The sequence below is a fragment of the Micromonospora sp. NPDC048909 genome (assembly GCF_040649635.1).
In the GTDB taxonomy this organism is placed as follows: Bacteria; Actinomycetota; Actinomycetes; order Mycobacteriales; family Micromonosporaceae; genus Micromonospora.
This window is the reverse complement of sequence record NZ_JBEZFU010000003.1, coordinates 256,819-280,798: the sequence shown is the minus strand read 5'-3', so window position 1 is coordinate 280,798 and position 23,980 is coordinate 256,819. Positions and strand designations below refer to the sequence as shown.

Here is a 23,980-nt window from a genome sequence, read left to right as displayed (position 1 = left end):
GGGGCCATGACGAACGCCGAGCCCAGCGCACCGCGTACGGTTGTGCCCATCGAACCTTCCCTCCTCATCGCCGACGCCTTCGATCAGGCCCAGGTGACCGAGCTGCGCCACTCGGTCACCTCCTGCGCGCGGGCGGCGGGGCTGCGCGGGCAGCGCCTCGACGACTTCGTGCTCGCGGTCAACGAGCTGATCACCAACGCGGTGCGGCACGGTGGCGGGCGCGGGTCGCTGCGGCTGTGGCAGCGGGGCGAGCGGCTGGTCTGCGAGGTCGCCGACCACGGGCACGGCATCAGCGCCCGGCGACTGGGCGACCGGAGCCGCCCGGAGCCGGAGATCGCCGGCGGCTGGGGGCTCTGGCTGGCCCGGCAGCTCAGCGACACCATGGAGGTGCAGAGCGGCGAGACCGGCACCGTCGTCCGGATCAGCGCCGCCGTCACCGCTCCGACCTCCTCCGCCCGACCCGACTGATCCCCGCGCAGTCGGCGGCAGCCGACCCGCGGCGGCACGCCGACGCCGGACGTCCACGGAGCAGGCGGGCAGGTCAGGAGAAGAGCGCGCTCACCGACTCGCCGTTGTGGATCCGTCGCATCGCCTCAGCCAACGCCGGCGCCACCGAGAGCACCTTCAGCTTCGGCACCCGCTTCGCCACCGGAATCGGCACGGTGTTGGTGCAGACGATCTCCAGCACGCCCTCCTGGTCGCTGAGCCGGCCGAGCGCATCGCTGGAGAAGAGGCCGTGGGTACAGGCCAGCCGGATCGAGCGCACCTTCAGCTCGCGCAGATGTTCCATCAACTCGACCACCGTGCTGCCCTTGGCGATCTCGTCGTCGAGCACGATGACGTCCCGGTCGGCCACGTCGCCGATCACCGCGCTGATCGTGACCTTGTCGTCGCTGAACCGCTGCTTCGCGCCGGCGGCCACCGGGGTGCCGAGCATCCGGGCGAAGGCCGCCGCCTCCTTGGCGTTGCCCAGGTCGGGCGAGACGACCACCGAATTGCTCAGGTCGTAGCGCCGGAAGTGCCCGGCCAGCTCGCGCAGCGCGTGCAGGTGGTCGACCGGCACGCTGAAGAAGCCGTGCACCTGCGGCGAGTGCAGCGTCATGGCCAGCACGCGGTCCGCCCCGGCCGAGGTGAGCAGGTCGGCGACGAGCCGGGCGCCGATCGAGATCCGTGGCGCGTCCTTCTTGTCCGACCGGGCGTACGCGTAGTGCGGCAGCACCACGGTGATCCGGCCGGCCGAGGCTCCCCGGGCCGCGTCGATCATGAGCAGCAGCTCGACCAGGTGCTCCTGCACCGGCGGCACCAGCGGTTGGATCAGGAAGACGTCCCGCTCCCGGCAGTTGGCCTGCAACTGCACTTCCAGGCAGTCGTTGGCGAAGCGGGACACCCGCACGGGGTGCAGGGGCACGCCGAGGTTGGTGCAGATCTCGGCGGCGAGGTCAGGGTGGGCTGTCCCGCTGAAGACGGCGATGTCACGCACGTCTGCAGATCGTACGGGCCGCCGCTCGGGCGTCGTGCCGACCCACGAGGAGCTTCCCGGCGGTCGGCGCGCCGCCGTCGGGGCGGGTACGGTGCTGCCGTGACCGGAGAGTACGTCGCCGCCATCGACCAGGGCACCACCTCCTCGCGGTGCATCGTCTTCGACCACGCCGGGGCGATCGTCTCGGTGGCGCAGCGCGAACACCGGCAGATCTTCCCCCGCCCCGGCTGGGTCGAGCACGACGCCGAGGAGATCTGGGCGAACGTCGAGCAGGTGGTCCGTGAGGCGTTGCAGACGGCCGGCACCGAACCGGCCGGGCTGGCCGCGGTCGGCATCACCAACCAGCGGGAGACCACCGTGGTCTGGGACCGGGCCACCGGCCGCCCGGTGGCCAACGCGATCGTCTGGCAGGACACCCGGACCGGTCCGCAGCTGCGCGAGCTCGACCAGGCGTACGGCGAGGAGCTGTTCCGGTCCCGCACCGGCCTGCCGCTGGCCACCTACTTCGCCGGCCCCAAGCTGCGCTGGCTGCTCGAGAACGTCGACGGGCTACGGGCCCGGGCCGAGGCCGGCGAGGTGCTCTTCGGCACGATGGACAGCTGGCTGATCTGGAAGCTGACCGGCCGGCACGTCACCGACGTGACCAACGCCAGCCGGACCATGCTGATGGACCTGACCACTCTGGACTGGGACGCCGAACTGCTCGACGCGATGGGCGTGCCGGCCGCGATGTTGCCGCAGATCTGCGGCTCCGCCGAGGTCTACGGCACGGCCACCGGGGTGCTCGCCGGGGTGCCGGTGGCCAGCGCGCTCGGCGACCAGCAGGCCGCACTGTTCGGGCAGACCTGCTTCCAGCCCGGCGAGGCCAAGTGCACCTACGGCACTGGCAGCTTCCTGCTGCTGAACACCGGGGCGAGCCCGGTCGCCTCGTCGCACGGCCTGCTCACCACGGTCGCCTACCGCATCGCCGGGCAGCCCGCCACGTACGCCCTGGAGGGGGCGATCGCGGTGACCGGGTCGCTGGTGCAGTGGCTGCGGGACAACCTCGGCCTGATCTCCACCGCGCCCGAGGTGGAGGAGTTGGCCCGCACCGTCGAGGACAACGGCGGGTGCTACGTGGTGCCCGCCTTCTCCGGGCTCTTCGCGCCGCACTGGCGCAGCGACGCGCGCGGCGTGATCGCCGGGCTCACCGGCTACATCACCAAGGGACACCTGGCCCGGGCGGCGCTGGAGGCCACGGCCTGGCAGACCCGGGAAGTGGTCGACGCGATGAACGCCGACTCCGACGTGGCACTGCGCCGGCTCCGGGTGGACGGTGGGATGACCGGCAACGAGCTGCTGATGCAGTTCCTCGCCGACGTGCTCGACGTGCCGGTGGTCCGCCCCCAGATCACCGAGACCACCTGCCTGGGCGCCGCGTACGCGGCCGGCCTGGCAGTCGGCTTCTGGCCCGACCTGGCCACCCTGCGCGCGCACTGGCGCTCCGACGCCGAGTGGACCCCCGCGATGGATCCGGCGCTGCGCGACGAGGAACTGCGCAACTGGCGCAAGGCCGTGCAGCGCACCCTCGACTGGGCGGACTGAGCCGTGCCGGTGACGAATCCCTGGCTGTCGGGCCCGAGCCCGACCGGACGGCTCGACCCGGAGCGGCTCGGTGAGCGCATCCTCAACCTGCTGTCGTCGCAGAACATGTGCGTGCTGGCCACCGCGGGCCCGAACGGCCCGCTGGCCACGCCGGTGCGCTACTTCCACCTCGACTTCGCGCTGCTGTTCACCGCCGCGGCGGGCACGCCGAAGATGCGCAACATCGCCGCCGACCCCCGGGTGTCGATCGGGGTGTTCGCGCCGCTCGTCGGGCAGGCCAGCAGTCGGGGCGCGCAGGTGTTCGGGCGGGCCCGGGTGCTGACCCCGGACGATGCGCTCTTCGCCCACTACTGGCCGGCGGTGCGCTGGCAGTCGGATCACGTCGAGCGGTCCCGCAGCCTGGACGAGCCGCCCGACGGGCCGCTGGTGGTGGTCGAGGCCGACCGGATCGTCTACACCGAGCACTGGCTGCGGCGCGAGGGCTACGCCCCCCGCCAGTTCTGGCGGCGCCCGCCGGCGTCCTGACCGGCGGGCAGCGACTCAGTCGGCAGGCCGGCGGCACGCCGTGCTCGGGCCTGCTCACTCACGCCCAGCGGTGGCCGCCTCCGGCCGCTCCGGGTGTGGGACCGCGCGCACCGGGTAGCCGTTCGCCTACCGCTCGGCCGTCCGGGCGACGCCGCCGGGAAGAGGAGGCTCAGATGCCACGCATGGCCAACACGCCGTCCCAGGACGGCGAGTTCGAATTCTGGCGAAACCACGCACAGATCTCGTTGCAGCCGGTTGCCCCGCCGTCCATCCTGGGCCTGTTCGGCTTCGCCGCCGCCACCTTCGTCGTTGCCACGAACCTGGCGGGCTGGTACGGCGACACGAACACGCCGAGCTTCCTGTTTCCGTTCGCCGCGTTCACGGGTGGTCTCGCGCAGTTCCTGGCCGGGATGTGGGCCTACCGGGCCCGCGACGGCCTGGCCACCGCGATGCACGGCATATGGGGCGCCTTCTGGCTCGCCTACGGCGTGCTCTTCCTGCTGGTGGCGCTCGGGGCGCTGACTCCGCCGACCCCCTTCGTGGCGCTCGGCTACTGGTTCATCGCCCTCGCGGCGATCACCTGGTCCGGCGCGCTGGCCGCGCTCGCGAAGAACGTCAGCCTCGCCCTGACCCTGATCGCGCTCGCCGCCGGTGCCACCGCCCAGGCGATCGGCCAGCTCGCCGACATCTCGGGCTGGCGCACACTCGGCGCCTACTTCTTCATCGCCTCGGCCGTGGTGGCCTGGTACACCGCGACGGCGATGCTGCTGGAGGCCACCTACGGTCGGGCGGTCCTGCCGATCGGCATGCTGCGCGCCCCGAGCCGGCCGGGCGCGCAGCCGCCGCAGGCCATCCAGTTCGTGTCGGGCGAGCCGGGCATCAAGATCGGGCAGTGACCGTACGGGCGGGCAACGCCGCGGCGCGGCAAGCCCGCACGCTCACTCCCAGCGGTTGCCGGTGAGCGTCTCGTAGACGTCGACGTAGCGGGCCCGCGTCGCCTCGACCACCTCGGCCGGCATGTCCGGGGCGGGGGCCTGCTTGTTCCAGCCGCTGTCGGTGGCCCAGTTCCGCACGTACTGCTTGTCGTAGGAGAACTGCGTGCGGCCCGGCTGGTACGACCGGGCCGGCCAGAACCGCGACGAGTCCGAGGTGAGCAGCTCGTCGGCGAGGACCAGGGTGCCGTCCGGCGCCCAGCCCAGCTCGATCTTCGTGTCGGCGACCAGGATGCCCCGCTCGGCGGCCAGCTCGGCGCCGCGCCGGTAGATGTCGATGGTGATCTGCCGTAGCCGCTCGGCGGTGGCCTGGCCCAACTTGTCCACCACGTCGGTGAAGGTGATCGGCTCGTCATGCTCGCCAGCGGGTGCCTTGCTCGACGGGGTGAAGATCGGCTCGGGCAGGATCGACGCCTCGCCGAGCCCCCGCGGCAGCGGTACGCCGGAGACCGCTCCGGTGCGCTCGTACTCGCGCAGCCCACCGCCGGTGAGGTAACCACGGGCGACGCACTCGACCGGGAGCATCTCCAGCCGGCGGCAGCGGATCGCCCGGCCGGCGAACTCGGCCGGCACGTCGGTGGCCGAGATGACGTGGTTCGGCACCACGTCGGAGAGCTGCTCGAACCACCAGAGCGAGAGCGCGGTGAGCAGGCGCCCCTTGTCCGGGATCGGCGTCGGCAGCGCCACGTCGTAGATCGAGATCCGGTCCGAGGCGACCAGGATCAGGTCGTCGCCGTCGGCGTAGACGTCCCGGACCTTGCCCGAATGCAGAAGTTCCACGCGGCCAAGTACACCATGTCGCCTGCGTACGCCCGGCAGGGGTGGCCGAGGCCATCGATGCGTACGTCTGTGCGACCCGGCCTGTGGCCGGACGGACGTTGACACCCTCGGGCGGTGCCTGCGTGAATGAGCCGACCGTCCGCCTTCGGCAGGTGACAGGAGTTCCGCGTGCCCACTGCCCGACCGTCGCTTTCCGGCCCCGGCCCCGATCCGGGCCGGCGGCGGATGCTCGCCGCGCTGCTCGGGGCACCGGTCCTCGCCGCCGGCGGACTCACCGGGTGCAGCGCCGGCCCGGCCGCCACCGAGGCCCGCGACGAGCCGGTGGTGCTGTCGGTCTTCTGGTGGGGCAGCGCCAAGCGGGCGGAGCTGACCGAACGGGCGCTGCGTCTCTACAGCGAGCGCAACCCCCGAGTCAGCTTCCGGGTCACCTGGCAGGGCGTCGACGGCTACTACGACCGGCTGGCCACCCAGGCCGTCGGCGGCAATCCGCCCGACCTCATCCAGCTGGACGACAGCGTGCTGAGCGAGTACACCCAGCGCGAGATCCTCCTCGACCTCAGCGACCACGTCGCCCAGAGCCGGCTCGACCTGACCGGCCTCCCCGACGGGCTGGTCCGCTACGGCCAGGTCGACGGCCGGACGATGGCCGTGGCCGGCGGGCAGACGGCCGCGGCGGTGGTCTTCAACCGGGACCTGCTGCGCGAACTGCGGCTGCCCGAGCCCCGCACCGGGATGCCCTGGGCCCAGTACATCGGCTGGTCCGAGCAGGTCACCCGAGCCAGCCAGGGGCGCGTCGCCGGCACGATGGATCCGTCCGGCGACTACCGGGCGCTCTGGCTCTGGCTGCGCGGGCAGAGCGCCGAGCTCTACCGCGGCCGGCAGCTGGGCTTCGGCGCCGGCGAGCTGGTCAGCTGGTTCGATCTGTGGCGGCGGGCTCGCGCCGGACGGGCCACCCCGGCCGCCGCGCTGGTCGAGCAGGCCGACAGTGGCGAGCCGGCCCGGCAGTTGGTGGTCTCCGGGCTGACCGCGGCGTCCTTCGCCTGGTCACACCAGCTGCCCGAGCTGCAACGCCTGACCAAGGCGGAGCTGGGGCTGGCCGGGTTCCCCGGCTCCCCGGCCGCCCAGTGGGCCCGGGCGTCGATGTACTGGGCGGTCTTCCGCGGCAGCCGGCACCCCGACGTGGCGGTCGACGTGATCAACTTTCTGACCAACAACGGCGAGGCGGGCGCCGTCCTCGGCCACGAGCGGGGGCTCAGCCCGAGCCAGGCCGTCCGACGGGCCGTCGAGGGCAGCCTCACCGACCGGGCCCAGCAGCGTGCGGCCGCCCTCGGCACCAGCCTCGGCACGGCCATCGGACCGGCCCCCGTCCCGCCGCCCAAGGGGCACGCCCGGGTCCGCACCCTGCTCGTCGCCGCCGCCGAGAGCGTCCGATCGGGTGGGGTCGGCACCCGCGCGGCGGCGACCCGCTTCCTCGCCGAGGCCGACGCCGCGCTGACGGGATGACCGACGCCCGCTGCGGGGTCAGCGCGGCGGGCCGCCGCGGCGGTTACGCGTCATACGCAGGAGCAGCAGCACGACCACCACGACCACCACGGCGCAGCAGAGCAGACCGAGGAAGCCGAAGCCACCGCGCGACCGGCGCCGGGCCGCCTCGACCACCAGCTCGCCGGTCCCGCTCGACGCCCACGCCGCCGCCGGTACGAACACCGCGAGCACCACCGTACCGAGGACCGCGCCGAGCCGGCCCCACCACTTACCGAAAGAAGACATGCCCACATCCTCGCCGAGAAACGCAAACCCGGCAGCACGGTGGACCGTTACGCGCGGGACGGCAGGCGGGTGACAACCCCGACGCCCACCGCCGAGGGATGACCGGCGCGAGATGGCCGAGGCCCGACGCTCCTTGCGCCGTCCGGCCCGGCGCGTCACCGGCACGAAGGGTCGTCGAAGTCGGCCTCGTCAGCACGGGTCATCTCGAACGAGGCCGTCGGTGAACCGGATCCGGCGAGCACGCCGTCGGCGGCGAGCGTGGTGAAGGACGTCCGGATCCTGAGCAGGTCGGCGTCCCAGTCGCCGTCGAACTCGTTCAGTCTCGGCCCGGACCGCTGAACGTCCGGACGGGTGTGCAGCGAGAAGCGGGTCCCGAGATAGTTGCTCGGGTCCCCCCAGACCTCGTACCTCTCGACCTCCGGCCCATGGCAGACCTTGAAGGCGCCTCGAAGGTCCGGGCAGTTGCCGCAGCGGTCGGTCGCGCTGGGTTGGTCGTCGGCCAGGTGCAGGACGATCCGCCGGTCGTCGCCGGGCCCGTACGGCACGACGCCCTGCCAGTAGCCCGTCAGTGCCGGCTTGCCCGGCAGGGCCAGGGCCCACGGGTTCGCCGCCCAGTGGATCCCGTAGACGGCGCCGACGCCGACGACGATCAGCCCGATGAACAGGGCGAAGAAACGCGCGTGGTTGGGCTTGCGCCGCGGTCGGACGGCCATCCGAATCTCCTTCGGGTCGGCCCACACCGTACGCGCGACGATCGTCCGCCCGCCGCCCCATCAGAGCCGGAAACGGAAGAACCCGGGCCCCATGTCGGGACCCGGGTTCTTCTCTTTCGTAGCGGGGACAGGATTTGAACCTGCGACCTCTGGGTTATGAGCCCAGCGAGCTACCGAGCTGCTCCACCCCGCGTCGGTAGCTCTACTCTACCCCACGCCGTTGACCGAGATCCGCGGGCCCACTTATTCGCCCGGATCGGGGTCCGGCTGACCGCGATGCCGGACCGGCCGGTGGCCGGCCCCGCAGCGGGACGGCGACCCGGCCGGCCGGATGCGGGCCCTGAAGTCGGGCCGTCCGGGCACTCGGGCCCGGTCGTGCGTCGTCGCGCGGAGTGAAAGTCCCGCGCCGTCCCGGTACGGGCCGCTCCCCCGCGTTGTTCAACGCCAGCCGATACCGCGCGTCGACGCCGACGGCACGACCGATCGCGGTCCACTCTCGACGGTCGGGGGTCAGGTGGTCGCCTCGAGTGCTGACGAACCCGCGACCGGCAGCCGGCTGCGCCTGACGGTTTTCGGGCGCGGAGACCCGGTCCGGGACCAACAGAAACAGCCCGCCCCCGGTGACCGGGGACGGGCTGTTGAACGGTGTTTCTCTCGTAGCGGGGACAGGATTTGAACCTGCGACCTCTGGGTTATGAGCCCAGCGAGCTACCGAGCTGCTCCACCCCGCGTCGGCTGAGTAACCGTAGCGCACCGACCCGGGGCGCCGCAAAACGACCTCCCGTCCCACCGCCGCCAACCCGGTTGACCTGGGCCGCCGTCAGTCGAGCCAGTCCTCGATCGCCCGCACCGCCCGGCGGCTGTCGGCGTCGACCTGGGCGCGCTCGGCGGTGGTGTTCTCCCAGCCCTGCTCCCACAGCACCGTCACCACGTCACCGATGCGCACCGCCCGGACCAACCGGACCTGGTCGTCACCCGGTTCGCCCATGCCCTCCGGGTACGGCGCCCGCATCTCGAACAGCACCGACTCGTCCCCGTACTCCCCCGGGTCCAGCAGCCGCTGCCGCCAGGTCACCCCGGTCTCGTCGGGCCCCTGCCGGGGGCAGTCGCGGACGGCCTGCCGCAGCTCCCGCAGCACGTCGTCGGCGCGGCCCGGCCGATAGATGGTGATGCTGTGCATGTAGCTGCCGTCCGGCACGTTCCCCCGTGGCGTGCTCGCCAGCTTGTAGGCCAGGTTGCGGGCGCGGCGCTGCACCACCGCGGACTCGCTGGGAAAGCGGGCCGCGCAGAGCGTCGGCAGCAGTGGCGTGGCGAGCGCCGTCTCCAGGCCCGTCCGGTTCGCGGCCGCCAGGACGAAGAACGCCCGGTCCGGGATCGAGGTGGGCTGACGGCGGGTCGGCACGGTGCTGGTCGGTGCCGTCGACGGCGCACCACTCGGCGTACTCGGCACCGGCGTCGAGGCCGACGGCGACGCGGACGGGCGGGGTGCCGGGCTGGTCAATACCGGGCCGGGGGTGTCGGCGGGCGGCGGCAGCGGCGTGGGGCCGTCCGCCGAGAACACCAGCCGGCCGCCGGCGGCCACCCCGCCGAGCAGCAGCGCCACCGCGAGCGCGGTCCCGGCGACCCGGACGCGGGCCCGACGGTCGGCGCGCCGCCGGACCAGCTCGGGGTGGGCCAACTCCTGGCCGTCGGCGGTGGCGGTGAGCGACCGGTAGAGGTCGGAGAGTTCAGGTGACATCGTTCGCCTCCAGCTCCACGGTGGAGAGGTCGGGCAGTAGCGCGGCGAGCCGGGCGCGGCCCCGGGACAGCCAGGACTTCACGGTGCCGACGGCGACCCCGGTCTCCCGGGCGATCTCCTCCACCGGCATGTCGAAGAGGTAGTGCAGGGCCAGTGCCTGCCGCTGGGCGGTCGGCAGCTGCCGCAGCGCGCGGACGAGCAGCACCCCGTCCTCGCTCGGCGGTGGCGCGGTGGCCGGCGGTCCGGTCCGGCTCAGCACCCCCCGCCAGCGGTGCAGGTGCCGCCACCGGTCGGTCGCCAGCCGGGCGACCACCAGTCGCAGCCACGCCTCCGGCGCCGGGTGCGTCGAAAGCGTCCCCCACTGCCGCCAGGCTCGGGCGTACGCCTCCTGCACGAGATCCTGCGCCTCGGTGTGGTCGCCGGTGACCGCGTAGCCGTAACGCAGCATCCGCCGGGCGGTGCTGCGGTAGAACTCGTCGAAGCTCTGCGCGTCCCTCACGACTGTTCCCCCTCGTCCGCGCCCCGTTGCAGTGAGGACGGCGCACCGGTGCCCGAGGTTGCGGGCTGCTCGGCCCCGGTCGGAAGGGCGACAGACGGGCGTGCGGGCCGGACATGGTGAAGCCCCCGCCGTCGGGACCGGATGCGGTCCGACGGCGGGGGCTTCGAGAGCTACCCGGGGGCGCGGCGGGTCAGCCGCCCGACCCGGCTGGCGGGCTGCCGCTCGGCGACGCCGGCGGGCTGCCGCTGGGGGCCGGGCTGGTGCTCGCGGCCGGCCTGGCCCGCCCCTGAGCCTGCTGGAACGCGGTGAGCGCCTCGTCCAGCGCCTTGAGCGCCCGCCCGTACCGCTCGAAGTCACCGGACGCCTGGGCGGCCCGGACCTCGCTGATCGCCGCCTGCACCCGGTCCGCCGCGGCGGCCAGCTCGCCGGTCAGCGGCGGCGGGTTGTTGTCGCCTCCGGTGGGGGGCGACGGCGGAGTGCCGCCGGTCGTCGGCGGCGGCGCGGTGCCCGGCGTGGCCCGCTTGCCCTGCTCGACGAGCTGCTTGATGCCGTCGGTGATGTTGTCGGCCAGCGCCACGAAGGAGCCTCCGTCACCGTAGGAGAGCAACACCTTCTGCAGCAGCGGATACGCGTCCTGCTGGTTGCTCTTCACGTAGACCGGTTCGACGTAGAGCATCCCGTCGCCGAACGGCAGCGAGAGCAGGTTGCCGTACTGCACCTGGGCCTGGTTCGAGGAGAGCAGGTTCAGTTGCTGGCGGATGTTGGCGTTGTTGGTCATCTGCTGGTGCACCTGCACCGGCCCGGAGATCCGGGTCTGGTCGGGCAGTTCCAGCACCTCCAGCTGTGGCTGCCCGTCGACGTACGAGCCGGTGATCAGCGCGGCCAGGTTCTGCCGGCCGTTCGGCGTGACCGCCGAGGTGAGCTGGAAGCGCGGCCCGTCCTGACCCGGGAACTCGGTGAAGAGGTAGTACGGCGGCTGCGTCTGCCCGCTGTCCGGCGCGTCCGGCACGTTGGGCACCTGCCAGAAGTCCTGGGCCGAGTAGAAGTCACCCGGGTTGGTCACGTGGAACTTGGTGAGCAGGTTGCGCTGCACCTTGAACAGGTCGGCCGGGTAGCGGAAGTGCTCGGCCAGGTCGGCCGGGATGTCCTTCTTCGGCACCACCAGGTCGCCGCCGAACGCCTTGTTCCAGGCCTTCAGCACCGGGTCGGTCTCGTCGAACTCGTAGAGCCGGACGGTGCCGTCGTAGGCGTCGACGGTGGCCTTGACCGAGTTGCGGATGTAGTTGACGTTCTCCCGGGCCAGTTGGAAGGTGCCCCGCCCGGTCAGCTCGTCGGTGGTCTCCTCGCGCAGGTTGACCCGCTCGGCGTACGGGTAGGTCGCCGCGGTGGTGTAGCCGTCGACGATCCACTGCACCCGACCGCCCACCACCGCCGGGTACGGGTCGCCGTCCAGCGTCAGGAACGGCGCGACCTTCTCCACCCGGTCCCGCGGGTTGCGCACGTAGAGCAGCTTCGAGTCCTCGTTGACCGCACCGGAGAGCAGGAAGTTCGACTCCTGCTCCTTGATCGCGTAGAGCAGCCGGCGGGTGAACGAGCCGATCTCGACGCCACCGGTGCCGGTGTAGGTGTAGGACTCGCCGCCGCCCTCACCGACCGGACGGTCGAACTCGGCCTTCTTCTCGGGGTCCTGCTGGCCGACGATCGCGTAGTCGCCGTCCTCCATCCGCTCGCCGTAGTAGATCCGCGGCTGGGTGGCCGGAATCTGCTCGGTCTGCGAAGAGCACGCCTCCTGGGTCTTCTCGCCGAGGAAGCCGGAGACGAAGAACGGCTGACCACCGCAGACCACCTGGTTCGCCGGAGCAGCCACCAGGCCGTAACCGTGGGTGTACACCGTGTGCCGGTTGATCCAGGTGTTCTGCTGGTCGGTCAGCTCGCCGTAGTTGATCTCGCGGACGCCGACCACGTAGTCGGAGGTCTTGCCGTTCACCCCGTACCGGTCGATGTCCAGCTTCGGACCGAAGTCGTAGAACCCACGCACCTGCTGGAGCTGGGTGTACGTCTCGCTGACCAGCTGCGGGTCGAGCAGCCGGACGTTCGGCACCACCGAGGTGTCGGTGACCAGGCTGGCCGGCGGGGTGAGATTGCTCGCCGCGTACGGCGTGGTCTTCGTGGCCTGCAGGCTGAACGCCGTCCGGGTCGCGTCGATGCTGCGCTGGATGAACGGCGCCTCCTTCTCCTTGGCGCTCGGCTTCACCTCGAAGGTCTGCACGGCCCACGGGTAGATGCCGCCGATCGCGACCGCGGAGACGCCGAGCAGGGCGAGCGAGATGCCCGGCCAGACCAGGTTGCGCATCCAGGCGTTGGAGAAGACGAGGATCGCGATCGCGACCACGATGGAGATGTAGGCGAGGATCTCCTTCGCCGGCAGCAACGCGTTGACGTCGGCGTAGCCGGCGCCGTAGAGCTTGGCGCCCTCGTTGTACTCCAGCAGCATGGCCCGCCGGTCCAGCACGTACGCGACCGCCTTGAGCAGGACGAAGACCGCGACCAGCGTGCTCAGGTGGGCCCGTGCGGCATTGGTCATCCGGTCACCGACGCCCTGCAGCCGGACCCCGCCGAAGATGTAGTGCACGGCGAGCGCGCCGACCACGGCCAGCACCACCGCGGTGAAGGCGACGCCGAGCAGATAGCGCCAGAACGGCAGCTGGAAGACGTAGAAGCCGACGTCCACCCCGAACTCCGGGTCCTTCACCCCGAAGTCGCCGCCGTTGCGGAAGAGCAGCCACTGGTTCCACCGGCTCTGTGCGGAGAGACCGGCGAAGAGGCCGACGACGCCGGCGACGAGGGTGATCCAGAGGCCGAGTCGCGGGCCGAGCGCCATCCGGTAACGCTCCAGGGTGGCCTGCTCGACCGAGTGTGGACGCAGCCGCGGGCGCATCCGGTGGGCCAGCCAGAGGTTGCCGCCGACGACCACCGCCATGGCGAGGCCGACGGTGAGGAAGAGCAGCAACCGGGTGACGAGCACCCCGGTGAAGACCTCGGTGAAGTTGACCTCGTCGAACCAGAGCCAGTCCGTCCAGGCCTGCACACCCCAGCCGAGCAGGGTGAAGAGCACGAACACCCCGACCAGGACGGCGATCGTGACGCGACCGCGCCTACTCATCCTCGGCAGGGGGCTGCCGCTACGCATGACCACTGTTGGCTCCGCACGCTCGATGTGATCGGCTCCGACCAGGCACCCAGAGTACGGGGTGTTCCTGAATGCGGCGGCCCACGGTCACGCCGCATCGCCACCCGTCGTGTCCGACCCCCGGCCGCCGGCCTCAGCAGCGGGTCGGCTGACCGCCGGCGCGCAGCGTCTCGAGGGCGGTGAGCGCCTCGTCCAGCGAGCCGACCTTGAGCAGCGGCAGGTCCGGCTGCGGGTTGCGAACGGCCTCGGCGCAGTTGTCCGCCGGCACCAGGAAGACCTTCGCCCCGGCGTGCTTCGCGCCGACCAGCTTCTGGGCGATCCCGCCGATCGGGCCGACCTTCCCCTCGTCGTCGATGGTGCCGGTGCCGGCGATCACTGCGCCGCCGGTCAGGTCCGCGGGAGTCAGCTTGTCCACGATGCCGAGCGCGAACATCAGGCCGGCGCTCGGCCCGCCGATGTCCTCCAGGGCGATGCTGAGGTTGAACGGGTGCGGCTGCTGCTGCTCGATCTCGACACCGATCCGGGGCCGGCCGTCCTGTTCCCGGCTGGTGACCTGGGCGGTGGCCGGCGCACCGACGCGGGTGTACCCGATGGTCAGCGCGCTGCCGGCCGGCTTGGCCCGGATCAGTTCGGTGAGCCGGGCGGCGACCGGCACCGGCTGGCCGTCGACCGACGTGAGCACGTCGCCGGGCTTGAGCACCGCTGCCGCCGGGCCGTCCGCGGCCACCGTCTTCACCACGACCTGCACCGGGAAGCCCAGCTCCCGCAGCGCGGCGGTCTCCGCGCTGGTCTGCGAGGCGGCGAAGTCCTCGGCGTTGCGCTGCTCGACCTGCTCCTGCGACTCACCCGGCGGGTAGATCAGCTCCCGGGGCACCACCGCCTCGTCCTTGGAGAACCAGCCGGCGATCGCCGAGCGGAGCTTGACCGAGGGCTGCACGCCGACCGTGGTGAGCCGCAGCTGCCCGGCCGAGGTGGAGGTCGGCCGGCCGCTGACCTGGATGACCTCCTTACCCTTCTCGGTGCCGAGAGTGTTCACCGTCGGCCCGGGGCCGAGCACCACGTACGGGATCGGCGCACCGAGCACGCCGATGCTGAGCAGGGCGGTGAACAGGGCACCGAGCAGGACGGTCAGGCCGCGACGTCTCATGCGGCAGAGCGTACCGACCGGTCGGCGCCGCTCCGGCAACCCGCGGGAACGACTTCGCCCTCAGCGCAACGCCAGCGACACGACCTGGGGCGTGGCGCGCGTACCGTAGAGCTCGTGCCTGATATTCCGTTCGGTTTCGCGCTCCCGGGTGGGCAGCCACCAGACCCCAACGACCCGGCGCAGATGCAGCAGTTCATGTCGCAGTTGCAGCACCTGCTCTCCTCGCCGGGCAGCGGGCCGGTCAACTGGGACCTGGCCCGGCAGGTAGCGGCGAGCCAGCTCGCCGCCGCGGGCGACCCGGCGGTCTCGCCCTACGAGCGCAACGCGGTGGAAGAGGCGCTGCGCCTCGCCGACCTGTGGCTCGAACCGGCGTCCGCCCTGCCGTCCGGGATCCAGACCTCGGTGGCCTGGAACCGGAACGAGTGGATCTACAAGACGCTCGACGTCTGGCGGAAGCTCTGCGACCCGGTGGCCAGCCGGATGGTGGGCGCGATGGGCGACCTGGTGCCGCCGGAGGCCCGCGCCCAGCTCGGCCCGATGCAGTCGATGGTGGCCACCCTCGGTGGCGCCCTCTTCGGCGGTCAGCTCGGCCAGGCCCTCGGCTCGCTCGCCGCCGAGGTGCTCTCCGCCGGCGACATCGGGCTGCCGCTCGGCCCGGCCGGCACCGCCGCGCTCATTCCGGCCAACATCCGGGCGTACGGCGAGGGCCTGGAGCTGCCGGAGGACGAGGTCCGCCTCTACGTCTCCCTGCGCGAGGCCGCCCACCAACGGCTCTTCCAGCACGTCCCGTGGCTGCGCGGGCACGTGCTCAGCGCGGTGGAGATGTACGCCTCGGGCATCCGGGTCAACCGGGAGGCGATCGAGGAGGCGATGGGCCGGGTCGACCCGACCGATCCGGAGTCGATGCAGGCGATCGCCCTGGAAGGCATCTTCACCCCGGAGGACACCCCGGCCCAGAAGGCGTCGCTGGCCCGGCTGGAGACCGCGTTGGCGCTGGTCGAGGGGTGGGTCTGCCACGTGGTGGACAGCGCTGCCAGCGACCGGCTGCCCAACGTGGTGCGCCTCGCCGAGGCGTTCCGGCGCCGCCGCGCCGCGGGCGGTCCCGCCGAGCAGACGTTCGCCGCCCTGGTCGGCCTGGAGCTGCGTCCGCGCCGACTGCGCGAGGCGGCGGCGCTCTGGGCCGCGCTCACCGAGCACCGCGGCATCGCCGGCCGGGACGCGCTCTGGGGCCACCCGGATCTGCTCCCCTCCGAGGACGACTTCGCCGATCCGGTGGCCTTCGCGATGGCCCAGCTCGACCTCGGTGAGCTGGAGACCTTCGACTTCACCGCACCTGGCGGCCCGGAGGAGCAGGCGCCGGGCGAGCCGGAGCGACCAGACGACACCGACGGCGACAGCCGCTCCTGACCCTCCCCCGACCGGCCGGCACCGCTTCCGGCGGTGCCGGCCGGTTCGCTGTCCGGTGGGTCAGCCCGGCTGGCCGGCGCCGGAGAGCAGCGCGCGGGTGGTCTCCCAGCCCTCCACCGCCGGGTCGAGAGCGGCCAGGTCGACCGGGCCGCGGAGTCGACGCCACGCCGGGGTGACCGCGAGGTCGCCGGGGCGCGGGGCGGCGGCGCGGACCGTCGTGGGCAGCGACCGGTCCAGGTCGATCACGGGCAACCAGTCGGGTACGGGCAGCCGCGCGGCGACGCCGAGCAGCCCGGGGCCGACTCCCTCGGCCGGCGCGACCGCGACCGGGCGACTGGTCAGCGGGCGGAGCAGCTTGCCGATGGTGAGCCCGGGCAGGTCAGGCGCGTCGGCGGTGATCACGGCCGCCTGGTCGTATCCGGTCAGCGCCGCGAAGACCGCGTTCGGCGTCGGCTCCGGCACCTCGTAGACGGCCATGTCCGGCCAGGTCACCGCGTCGGCGAGCGACCGGTCGGCCGGGGTGACGGCCACCGCGGTGTCCACCTCGTTCAGCATGGCGAGCAGGTCGACGGTGTCCTCGGCGAGCGCGTGACGCCACCGCCCCGGCTCGACGCCGGGCGGCGCCCACGTCACCGGCCCGAGCAACGCCACCACCACCCGCCGCACCATCCCCCGACCCTAACCCTCCCCGCCGAACCGCTCCGGCCCTCGCCCTCCCGACCGCGAGACCCGGTCCAGCCGATCGACCGGACGCGGGCCGGGCCCCGGGACTGCTCAGTCGGCCAGGGCGGGGACGCAGGCCGCCGCGGCGACGCCCTCCAGGTAGCCGCGGGCCCGCTCCGCGCGGGGGTACTGGCCGACCAGGGCCCAGAACGCGGCGTTGTGGCTGGGCACGATGAGGTGGGCCAGCTCGTGCAGCAGCACGTAGTCGATGACCCAGTCGGGCATGTCCTGCACCCGGTGCGAGATCCGGATGCTCCGGTCCGCCGGGGTGCAGGAGCCCCAGCGGCCGTTCTGGTTGGTCACCCAGCGGACGCTCGCCGGCACGGCCTGCCGGCCGTATTCGGCGAGGTAGGCGTTGATCAGTCGGTTGGCCCGGCTCAGCAGCTCGGCGTCAGAGCGGGACAGCCGCCCTTCCCGGGCGGCGAGCCGGGCCAGCATGCGGTCGACCCACTCGCTCTCCTCGGCCCGGGAGAACTGGTCGGGAATCAGGACGACGACCCGCTCACCGTCGCGGTAGGCGGACACCGTACGTCGCCGGCGCTGGCTGCGCCGTACCTCGACGACCGGCTTGCGCGCCCCTGCCATCACAGACCCGCGCAGCCTCGATTTGCTGCCACGAGGGAAAGCTACTGCGTAGTGACCAGGGGTCGGAAGGGTCAACCCTGCGACACGCGCCCGGAAGATGGTGATTGGTCGCCAGGAGTCCCGAAAAAATTCTTGGCAGACCAACGCGAAGCGTCACCGTCACCCTTCGTGGCGGCCCACTCGGTCGCCACCTGGGAGATCTTCGCTTCCTCCCCACGGTAGGTGATCACCCCGCTCGGGCGGCACCCGGGGCCCCCGGAGGGGGCATCTGGGCCAGTTCGGTCGGCGTGTCCCCGCCAAACTGACTTATCCGACGTTATTCGCCGTGCACACTCTCGTCGTCGGCTTCCTCACAGTGTCGATGCACAGCTGACATGGAACTGCCCAGACCTGGGTAGGGTCCGCGGACCAGCGGTCACGTGCGTGACCGCGGAGATAGACCCAGCGCCGGCGCCCCGTGTGGCCCGCCGCCGGGCAACCCGCCGGGACGGCATCGGCCGGCGGACGAGACGAGGAGGGCACCGTGGCCGACCAGGCCCAGACCTACAACGGTTACTGCGTCAAGTGCAAGGAGAAGCGGGACTTCGAGGGGCGCGTCGAGGTCTCGAAGACCGGAATGAACATGGCCAAGGGCAAGTGTCCGGTGTGCGGCACAACAGTGAACCGCATCCTGGGCAAGGCCAAGGTCTGACCCGGAGCGCGGGTACGGGGGAGGGGTGGCCGTCGGCCACCCCTCCCCCGTAGTCGTCACGGTGGGCCCACTGTCGCCTCCCGGACAGGAGGCCCAGCGGGCTGTGGATAACCCGCGACTTCCTGTGGACAGCCCTGGACAGAGCCCTCCACACCTGTGGACAACGATCGACCGAGCGCACTGACTCGGTCACGATTCGTTGTCATGACCCGTGTCGCACTCCCCCGCCCCACCCTGCTGCCCGGTCTGACCCGGCTCTGGCGGGACCGGCACACGCTGCAGCTCGGCGTCGGACCGGAGCGGGCCGTCCTGCTCGAGATCGCCAACCCGCGCGCCGCCCGGCTGTTGGACCTGCTCGACGGCACCCGCAGCGAACGCGGCGTGCTGGCGCACCCGGTCGCCACCGACGTGGGCACCGACGAGGTCCGTACCCTGCTCGACACCCTGCGCGCCGCGGGCCTGCTCGTGCCGCGGCACACCCTGCTGCCCCGCGACCTGGCCGGGCCGACCCGGGCCCGGCTCGGCGCCGAGGCCGGCGCGCTCGCCCTCGCCGCCGCGCGGCTGCCCGCCACGCCGGCCCAGGTGCTTCGCCGCCGGCAGGCGGCCCGGGTGCTGGTGACCGGTGCCGGTCGGCCCGGCGCGGCGCTGGCCGTGGCGCTCGCCCAGGCCGGTGTGGGCCAGGTCACGCCGGAACTCGCCGGCCCGGTGCAGCCGGCCGACCTGGTCGGCACCGGCATCCCCGCCGCGGATCTCGGGCGCCCGCTCGCTACCGCGGTGCGGGAGGCGATCGAGCGGGCCGCCCCCGGCACCGGCGGGCACCGGGGTCACCGCGGCCGGGCCGACCTGGCGGTGCAGCTCGGCACCGACCGGCCGGCGGCCCTGCTCGCCGCCGGGTACGCCCAGCGCCGCCTGGCCCACCTGCTGGTCACGCTGCGGGAGGACGTGCCGGTGATCGGGCCCCTGGTCCGGCCCCCGGTCGGGCCCTGCCTGAACTGCGTCGACCTGCACCGGGCCGACCGTGACCCGGACTGGCCCCGGCTCGCCGCCCAGCTCACCGGCGACGGCCCGGCCCCGGCGTGCGCCACCGCCACCCTGCTCGCGGCCGTCGGATTCGCAGTCGCGGAGGCGCTGGCGCACCTCGACGGCGGGGCCCCGGAGACGACCGGCGGAGCCGTGGAGGTCGTCGGCGCCGGCCGGTTCCGCCGCCGGAGCTGGCCGCCGCACCCCGGCTGCGAATGCTCCCGCCGACGGCGCTGAACCGGTCGCCGTGTTCCGGCGAACCTCCGGGTACCGGCCGTCGTGGTGTCCGGGACGCCCGGTGTCGGCCCGAGCGTCCGGACCAAACGACAGTCGCCCGGCCGCTCAGCAGCCGCGGGCCGGCCAAGTCGGTAACAATGACCGGGTGACCGACATCCCACGCCGGGCCGTGTCCCGGACCGCCAAGCTCGCCGCACTGCCGCTCGGCTTCGCCGGCCGGACCGTCCTCGGCATGGGAAAGCGCGTCACCGGGCTCGCCTCCGACGTGATCTCCGCGGAGATCCAGCAGCGCACCGCGGAACAGCTCTTCAGCGTCCTCGGCCAGCTCAAGGGCGGCGCGATGAAGTTCGGCCAGGCGCTGTCGGTGTTCGAGGCGGCGCTGCCGGAGGAGATCGCCGCGCCCTACCGGCAGGCCCTGACCAAGCTCCAGGAGGCCGCGCCGCCGCTGCCGGTCGCCAGCGTGCACAAGGTGCTGACCGAGCAGCTCGGCCCCGACTGGCGGGACCGGTTCGTCGAGTTCAACGACACCCCGGCCGCGGCGGCGAGCATCGGGCAGGTGCACCGCGCGGTCTGGCGTGATCCGGGGTACGGCCCGGGGGGCGCGCCGCACCACCGGGACGTGGCAGTCAAGATCCAGTACCCGGGCGCCGGCGAAGCCCTGCTCGCCGACCTGAAGCAGCTCTCCCGGCTGGGCGGGATGTTCCGGGCGATCCAGCCCGGGCTGGATGTCAAGCCGCTCCTGGTGGAGCTGCGGGAGCGGATCACCGAGGAACTCGACTACGAGCTGGAGGCGGAGTCCCAGCGCGCGTTCGCGGCCGCGTACGCCGACGACCCGGAGATCTACATTCCGGCCGTGGTCTCCGCCGCGCCCCGGGTGCTGGTGACCGAGTGGGTCGAGGGGACGCCGCTCGCCGACATCATCCGGGAGGGCACCGAGGCCCAGCGGGACGAGGCAGGCCGGCTGATGGCCATCCTGCACCTCTCCGCGCCGCAGCGGGCCGGTCTGCTGCACGCCGACCCGCACCCGGGCAACTTCCGGCTGCTGCCGGACGGCCGGCTCGGGGTGATCGACTTCGGCGCGGTGGCCCGGATGCCCGAGGGCACTCCGGAGCCGATCGGTCGGATCGCCGCGCTGGCCCTGCGTAACGACGCCGAAGAGGTGGTCGCGGGTCTACGGGCGGAGGGCTTCATCGGCTCCACGGAAGAGATCGACGCCGAGGGGGTGCTCGACTTCATCCGTCCGATGCTGGAACCCATCTCGGCCGAGGAGTTCCGGTTCACCCGCGCCTGGCTCCGGGGTGAGGCCGCCCGGCTGGCCAGCCCCCGCTCCCCCACCTACCAGCTGAGCCGGCAGCTCAACCTGCCCCCGTCGTACCTGCTCATCCACCGGGTGACCCTGGGGTCGATCGGGGTGCTCTGCCAGCTGGAGGCGAAGGCGCCGTACCGGGGCATCCTGGAACGCTGGCTGCCGGGCTTCGCGCCGGTCGGCTGAACATCGGCGCGCGGTCGTGAGTTGAGACGCGCGAGGGGCGGGTGGCCGGAGAACCGGCCACCCGCCCCTCGTGGTTCGGTGGGTGTCAGAGAAGGCCCAGGTCGCGCGCCGCCTGCTTGCGGCTGTTCAGCGCGATGGTACGGGCGGATCGGGTTGCCTCAGTGCTCGTGGTGATACGACCGGCCTGAGGCCGGCGCATTCGAGCCCGGGACAACGCTTCGTGGAGTAGTTGCATCTCGATGGCTCCGTTCGGGACGTGCAGCATGGTGTTCTCGCTCGCTACCGGCGTGACACCGGCGTAGTTGGGACGGATCGGGTTCATGTCAGGCCGCCAACCGGACCGCGTTACGCCCCTGGGACAGCCCACTGGCCGCCAGGCGCGCCTCGGCCTCGACCCGCAGCGCGGCGTCGCGGGCGACGTCCTCCTTGCGCGGACGGCCACGGGGCCGCTTGCGCGGAACGACCGCGCCACGCTCGAAGATCTCGCCGCCCCAGACACCCCAGGGCTCGGCCCGCTCCACCGCACCGGCGAGGCACTCGACGCGCAGCGGGCATTCCCCGCAGAGCGACTTGGCCAGCTCGAGCTCGGCAGGCGAGTCGGAGAACCACAGGTCGGGGTCGAACTTCCGGCAGGGCAGGTTCGCCTCCAGCTCGACGCTCACCTCGAGTGGGGCCAACGCCAGACTCATCGCCCGGTCACCTCTCTCTCACTTCGATCTTGTGGATCGCTACTTCCGACTACTTCGGCGGGGCAAAAAACTGAGGCCGCGGATCCCGGTAAGCGGGTTCCGCGGCCTCGAGGTGAGCCGGTGGTCTGTGATCAGACCGGTCTACCTCGAGGTGGAACGCCGCGGACATCCATGCGCTTCTTGGCGACATTGATGCCCATGCCCGTGAAGCCACTGGTGCCCTCGACTCCGACCGGCGCGACGGTCAGGTTCAGCTCGGCCTGAACCTGGACCTGGTGCACCTGCGGAACCGACGGTCGTGCGGCGGTAAGGGCCACCCGGACAGCCGACAGCGGAGCGCAGGCAGCTGGCATCGCCGCCGGACGCTCATAGGTGAAGATCTCCACGGGTGCCACCTCCCTCACGTTCCTCGTATCGACTGGGTCTCGCCCCCCGTGAGCAGCCGGAATGGCGCTGCTCGCGAGGTGTGTCCTGAGGCTATTCCTCGCCACGGGGCGAGGGCAAACGAATTTACGACGAGATTTCGAAAGTTTTCTCCGGGCAGACGTCGTCGACCGTCGCGCCGCCCACGAGGGCCAACACCGACTCGCCGTAGAGCCCGAGTTTGCGGGGCCCGATTCCGGCGATGGCGATCAGTTCCTCCGCGCGCCGGGGCCGCCGCTCGGCGAGCGCGGTGAGCGTGGCGTCGGTGAAGACCACGTAGGCGGGGACCTTCTGCGCACCGGCCACCCGCTGCCGCCAGTCGCACAGCCGCGCGTGCAACTCCTCGTCCAGGTCGGACGGGCAGGTCGCGCAGCGGCCGAGCTTGCGGTCCGGGCCGGCGAGCAGGGTCGCGCCGCAGATCCGGCAGGAGACGATCTGGGTGCGGCGGCGCTCCGGTCGGCCGGTGGGGCCCGTGCCGCGGGCCCGCTCGACGCCGCCGGAGCGGTCCAGCTGGGGCAGGAAACGCGACGGTCGCCGGGCCCGCCCGCCCGGTGAACGCGCCGCGGCGTACGACATCCAGAGCCACTCCCGGGCTCGGGTGATGCCGACGTAGAGCAGGCGGCGCTCCTCCTCGACCTGCTCGACGGTCTTCGCGTAGGTGGTGGGCAGGGTGCCCTCGGAGAGCCCGACCAGGAAGACCGCGTCCCACTCCAGCCCCTTCGCCGAGTGCAGCGAGGCGAGCGTCACCCCGTCCACCGTCGGTACGTGCTGCTGGCTGGCCCGGTGGTGCAGTTCGTCGGTGAAGCCGGCCAGGGTCACCGGGCGCTCCACCGACGCCGCCTCGCCGATCGGGAGCACCTCGGGCGTGGCCGCGTACTCCTCGGCGAGCTGCACCAGCGCGGCGAGCGCCTCCCAGCGCTCCCGGGCGGCGCCACCGGCCGGGGGCGTGTCCGGCGCCCAACCGACCGCGGCGAGGGCCTCGACCACGGCGGTCGGCAGCGGCGTCTCGCCCGGGATCGAGCGGGTGGCGGCGCGGAGCGCGATCATCGCCTGGCGCACCTCGGCGCGCTCGAAGAACCGCTCCGCCCCCTGCACCACGTACGGCACCTCGGCCTCGGTGAGCGCCTTCTCGTACGCCTCGGACTGGGCGTTGGTGCGGAACAGCACGGCGATCTCCCGGGCCGGGGTGCCGGCCTCGACGAGCGCCCGGGCGCGCGCGGCCACCGCGTTCGCCTCGGCCGGCTCGTCGGTGAAGATGCGCAGCTCGGGCTCGGGGCCGGGCGGACGCTGCCCGCTCAGCTCCAGCCGCAGTCGGGCCTCCGCGCCCCGGGCCTGGGAGATCACCGCGTTGGCCAGCCCGACCACCTGCGGGGTGGACCGGTAGTCGCGGACCAGCCGGACCACCACCGCGTTGCGGTGCCGGCGCGGGAAGTCGACCAGGTAGGACGAGGTGGCCCCGGTGAAGGAGTAGATGGTCTGGCTGGCGTCGCCGACCACGGTCAGGTCGTCCCGGCCACCGAGCCAGGCGTCCAGCAGCCGCTGCTGCAGCGGGTTGACGTCCTGGTACTCGTCGACCACGAAGTGCCGGTACTGCGCGCGCACCTGCTCGGCGACGTCGGCGTGCTCCTCGATCCCCCAGACCGCGGCGCGCAGCATGTCCTCGAAGTCGATCACCCCGTTGCCCCGCTTGATCTTCTCGTACGCGGTGAAGACCTCGGCGACCTTCGCCGGCTCGTGCGGGGTGTCGCGCAGCCCTTTCGCCGCCGCGACCACGTACTCCCCCGGCTCGACCAGGGACGACTTGGCCCACTCGATCTCGCCGGCCAGGTCGCGCGCGGCGGCCCGGTCGGTACGCAGGCCGACCCGGGCGGCGGCGAGCGTCACCAGCCGGACCTTGCTGTCCAGCAGCTCGGGCATGGCCCGGCCGTCGAGCAGCCGGGGCGCGAAGTAGCGCACCTGCCGCAGCGCCGCCGCATGGAAGGTGCGTGCCTGCACACCCGGCACCCCGAGAACGCTGAGCCGGCTTCGCATCTCGGCGGCGGCCCGGGCGGTGAAGGTGACCGCGAGCACATGCCGGGCGGAGATCTCCCCGGCGAGGGCCCGGTAGGCGATCCGCGAGGTGATGGCCCGGGTCTTACCCGTGCCGGCGCCAGCCAGGACGCAGACCGGGCCGGACGGCGCGGTCACCGCGCTGCGCTGCTCGGGATCCAGCCCGGCGAGCACCCGCTCGGACGCTGAGTGAACCACCACAGCCAGGAATTCTCGCAGCCGCCTCGGACGTTGCAGCGATTAGCC

General features: G+C 72.7%; 23 protein-coding genes and 2 tRNA genes. 9 read left to right on the top strand and 16 right to left on the bottom strand.

Annotated elements, in window-relative coordinates; translation table 11 throughout:
* Nucleotides 1–6 precede the first annotated feature (6 nt).
* A complete protein-coding gene (locus AB0C04_RS10630; RefSeq protein WP_357051407.1) occupies nt 7–468 on the top strand; it encodes an ATP-binding protein in 462 nt (153 codons plus the stop codon).
* A 73-nt stretch (nt 469–541) separates the two neighbouring features.
* Here AB0C04_RS10630 and AB0C04_RS10625 read toward each other — a convergent pair whose 3' ends face one another.
* Nucleotides 542–1,480, bottom strand: a complete 939-nt coding sequence (locus AB0C04_RS10625) for a ribose-phosphate pyrophosphokinase (RefSeq protein WP_357051404.1) — start codon at nt 1,478–1,480, stop codon at nt 542–544.
* Between the two features lie 99 nt (nt 1,481–1,579).
* Between AB0C04_RS10625 and glpK the strand changes: the two genes are divergently transcribed.
* The 3 genes from glpK to AB0C04_RS10610 all read left to right on the top strand — a co-directional run bounded on the left by glpK (nt 1,580) and on the right by AB0C04_RS10610 (nt 4,485).
* Nucleotides 1,580–3,064: a glycerol kinase GlpK gene (glpK, locus tag AB0C04_RS10620; protein WP_357051401.1), complete on the top strand. Its 1,485-nt coding sequence runs from the start codon at nt 1,580–1,582 to the stop codon at nt 3,062–3,064.
* Between the two features lie 3 nt (nt 3,065–3,067).
* Complete coding sequence (locus tag AB0C04_RS10615; RefSeq protein ID WP_357051398.1) at nt 3,068–3,589, top strand: pyridoxamine 5'-phosphate oxidase family protein; 522 nt, start codon at nt 3,068–3,070, stop codon at nt 3,587–3,589.
* A 173-nt stretch (nt 3,590–3,762) separates the two neighbouring features.
* Nucleotides 3,763–4,485: a GPR1/FUN34/YaaH family transporter gene (locus AB0C04_RS10610; RefSeq protein ID WP_357051395.1), complete on the top strand. Its 723-nt coding sequence runs from the start codon at nt 3,763–3,765 to the stop codon at nt 4,483–4,485.
* Between the two features lie 42 nt (nt 4,486–4,527).
* On the opposite strand, the gene AB0C04_RS10605 is transcribed toward AB0C04_RS10610, so the two are convergent.
* A complete protein-coding gene (locus tag AB0C04_RS10605) occupies nt 4,528–5,361 on the bottom strand; it encodes a phosphoribosylaminoimidazolesuccinocarboxamide synthase (RefSeq protein ID WP_357051392.1) in 834 nt (277 codons plus the stop codon).
* A 168-nt stretch (nt 5,362–5,529) separates the two neighbouring features.
* Between AB0C04_RS10605 and AB0C04_RS10600 the strand changes: the two genes are divergently transcribed.
* On the top strand, nt 5,530–6,864 hold the full coding sequence (locus AB0C04_RS10600; protein ID WP_357051389.1) for an extracellular solute-binding protein: 1,335 nt from the start codon (nt 5,530–5,532) through the stop codon (nt 6,862–6,864).
* An 18-nt stretch (nt 6,865–6,882) separates the two neighbouring features.
* Here AB0C04_RS10600 and AB0C04_RS10595 read toward each other — a convergent pair whose 3' ends face one another.
* The 8 genes from AB0C04_RS10595 to AB0C04_RS10560 form a co-directional block, all read right to left on the bottom strand.
* Complete coding sequence (locus AB0C04_RS10595; RefSeq protein ID WP_357051386.1) at nt 6,883–7,131, bottom strand: hypothetical protein; 249 nt, start codon at nt 7,129–7,131, stop codon at nt 6,883–6,885.
* A 155-nt stretch (nt 7,132–7,286) separates the two neighbouring features.
* A complete protein-coding gene (locus AB0C04_RS10590) occupies nt 7,287–7,844 on the bottom strand; it encodes a hypothetical protein (RefSeq protein ID WP_357051384.1) in 558 nt (185 codons plus the stop codon).
* Nucleotides 7,845–7,963: 119 nt separating this feature from the next.
* Nucleotides 7,964–8,037 (bottom strand) — tRNA-Met (locus AB0C04_RS10585).
* A 464-nt stretch (nt 8,038–8,501) separates the two neighbouring features.
* Nucleotides 8,502–8,575 (bottom strand) — tRNA-Met (locus AB0C04_RS10580).
* Between the two features lie 89 nt (nt 8,576–8,664).
* Complete coding sequence (locus tag AB0C04_RS10575) at nt 8,665–9,582, bottom strand: hypothetical protein (protein WP_357051381.1); 918 nt, start codon at nt 9,580–9,582, stop codon at nt 8,665–8,667.
* On the bottom strand, nt 9,572–10,081 hold the full coding sequence (locus tag AB0C04_RS10570; RefSeq protein ID WP_357051378.1) for a SigE family RNA polymerase sigma factor: 510 nt from the start codon (nt 10,079–10,081) through the stop codon (nt 9,572–9,574). Before AB0C04_RS10570 ends, AB0C04_RS10575 begins: the two co-directional genes overlap by 11 nt.
* A gap of 190 nt (nt 10,082–10,271) precedes the next feature.
* Nucleotides 10,272–13,277, bottom strand: a complete 3,006-nt coding sequence (locus tag AB0C04_RS10565; protein ID WP_357051375.1) for a UPF0182 family protein — start codon at nt 13,275–13,277, stop codon at nt 10,272–10,274.
* A gap of 127 nt (nt 13,278–13,404) precedes the next feature.
* A complete protein-coding gene (locus AB0C04_RS10560; RefSeq protein WP_357051372.1) occupies nt 13,405–14,418 on the bottom strand; it encodes a PDZ domain-containing protein in 1,014 nt (337 codons plus the stop codon).
* Between the two features lie 114 nt (nt 14,419–14,532).
* Between AB0C04_RS10560 and AB0C04_RS10555 the strand changes: the two genes are divergently transcribed.
* Nucleotides 14,533–15,825: a zinc-dependent metalloprotease gene (locus tag AB0C04_RS10555; RefSeq protein ID WP_350871597.1), complete on the top strand. Its 1,293-nt coding sequence runs from the start codon at nt 14,533–14,535 to the stop codon at nt 15,823–15,825.
* A gap of 60 nt (nt 15,826–15,885) precedes the next feature.
* Here AB0C04_RS10555 and AB0C04_RS10550 read toward each other — a convergent pair whose 3' ends face one another.
* Both AB0C04_RS10550 and AB0C04_RS10545 read right to left on the bottom strand, forming a co-directional pair.
* Nucleotides 15,886–16,494: a hypothetical protein gene (locus AB0C04_RS10550; RefSeq protein WP_357051369.1), complete on the bottom strand. Its 609-nt coding sequence runs from the start codon at nt 16,492–16,494 to the stop codon at nt 15,886–15,888.
* A 105-nt stretch (nt 16,495–16,599) separates the two neighbouring features.
* The gene (locus tag AB0C04_RS10545; RefSeq protein WP_357051366.1) at nt 16,600–17,133 is read right to left on the bottom strand and encodes a M48 family metallopeptidase; all 534 of its coding nucleotides are present in this window, start codon (nt 17,131–17,133) and stop codon (nt 16,600–16,602) included.
* Nucleotides 17,134–17,656: 523 nt separating this feature from the next.
* Between AB0C04_RS10545 and AB0C04_RS10540 the strand changes: the two genes are divergently transcribed.
* The 3 genes from AB0C04_RS10540 (at nt 17,657) to AB0C04_RS10530 (ending at nt 20,573) form a co-directional block, all read left to right on the top strand.
* The gene (locus AB0C04_RS10540) at nt 17,657–17,824 is read left to right on the top strand and encodes a DUF5679 domain-containing protein (protein ID WP_012014940.1); all 168 of its coding nucleotides are present in this window, start codon (nt 17,657–17,659) and stop codon (nt 17,822–17,824) included.
* Between the two features lie 204 nt (nt 17,825–18,028).
* Nucleotides 18,029–19,081, top strand: a complete 1,053-nt coding sequence (locus AB0C04_RS10535) for a TOMM precursor leader peptide-binding protein (RefSeq protein WP_357051362.1) — start codon at nt 18,029–18,031, stop codon at nt 19,079–19,081.
* Nucleotides 19,082–19,226: 145 nt separating this feature from the next.
* Nucleotides 19,227–20,573: an AarF/ABC1/UbiB kinase family protein gene (locus tag AB0C04_RS10530; RefSeq protein ID WP_350871593.1), complete on the top strand. Its 1,347-nt coding sequence runs from the start codon at nt 19,227–19,229 to the stop codon at nt 20,571–20,573.
* 85 nt (nt 20,574–20,658) lie between these two features.
* Here AB0C04_RS10530 and AB0C04_RS10525 read toward each other — a convergent pair whose 3' ends face one another.
* The 4 genes from AB0C04_RS10525 to AB0C04_RS10510 form a co-directional block, all read right to left on the bottom strand.
* A complete protein-coding gene (locus AB0C04_RS10525) occupies nt 20,659–20,895 on the bottom strand; it encodes a hypothetical protein (RefSeq protein ID WP_350871591.1) in 237 nt (78 codons plus the stop codon).
* Between the two features lies 1 nt (nt 20,896).
* Nucleotides 20,897–21,262 carry a WhiB family transcriptional regulator gene (locus AB0C04_RS10520; RefSeq protein WP_357051357.1) on the bottom strand — a complete coding sequence of 122 codons (366 nt, stop codon included), beginning with the start codon at nt 21,260–21,262 and terminating at the stop codon, nt 20,897–20,899.
* Between the two features lie 131 nt (nt 21,263–21,393).
* Entirely contained in the window at nt 21,394–21,648 is a 255-nt protein-coding gene (locus AB0C04_RS10515) for a hypothetical protein (RefSeq protein ID WP_357051354.1), read from the bottom strand.
* A gap of 124 nt (nt 21,649–21,772) precedes the next feature.
* Entirely contained in the window at nt 21,773–23,935 is a 2,163-nt protein-coding gene (locus tag AB0C04_RS10510; protein WP_357051351.1) for an ATP-dependent DNA helicase UvrD2, read from the bottom strand.
* Nucleotides 23,936–23,980 lie beyond the last annotated feature (45 nt).